This is a genomic window from Photobacterium sp. GB-72 (assembly GCF_003026095.1).
In the GTDB taxonomy this organism is placed as follows: Bacteria; Pseudomonadota; Gammaproteobacteria; order Enterobacterales; family Vibrionaceae; genus Photobacterium.
On record NZ_PYNV01000055.1, the window covers coordinates 1 to 626 of the forward strand.

Annotated in this window: 1 protein-coding gene; it reads right to left on the bottom strand. The window is 44.6% G+C overall.

The window, feature by feature from the left end; all coding sequences use genetic code 11:
• Positions 1-626, bottom strand: a 626-nt coding sequence (locus C9J40_RS21865; RefSeq protein WP_255419005.1) for a reverse transcriptase domain-containing protein, incomplete at both ends; no start/stop codon positions are given.

Genomic DNA, 626 nt, shown 5'->3' on the forward strand with positions numbered 1-626 from the left:
AGAAAGTCAAAGCCGTCATCAATATGAGTGATCTTCGTTTTCTCTTCGGAGAGGGTTAACCCTCTTTCTGCCAGAAAATCAGAAATCAACGGTTTGATGTCGTTCACGAGCACTTCCTTTGAAGAGCAGGTGACCACGAAATCATCTGCATAACCAATAAAGTTAGCTCTAGCACTCTTTTTGAGCGCAGTGGATTTTATGTACTGCTCTAGCCCTGCGAGAGTCATTAACATCAAGGTCGGAGATATGATTCCGCCTTGTGGTGTACCCTCATCAGTATCATAGAACAAACCTTTGTCCATAAAGCCAGACTTTAGCCATTGTTCCAACATTCGCTTATCTACAGCGATGTTATCAAGAAGCCATTGATGGCCGATCTTGTCGAAACAGGCTTTGATATCCCCTTCAAGTACCCATTTGGCTGATTTCTTTAGTGCCAAGCATTTGAAGCATTGACTGACCGCGTCAGCAGTGCTGCGATTTGGCCTAAATCCATAGCTATTGGGGTCAGCAAGTGTTTCAGATACAGGCTCTAGTGCTAGTAGATGGAGTGCTTGTTGCGCTCTATCAATCATGCACGGAATGCCTAATGGCCTGAGCTTGCCGTTCTTTTTGGGAATGTAGAT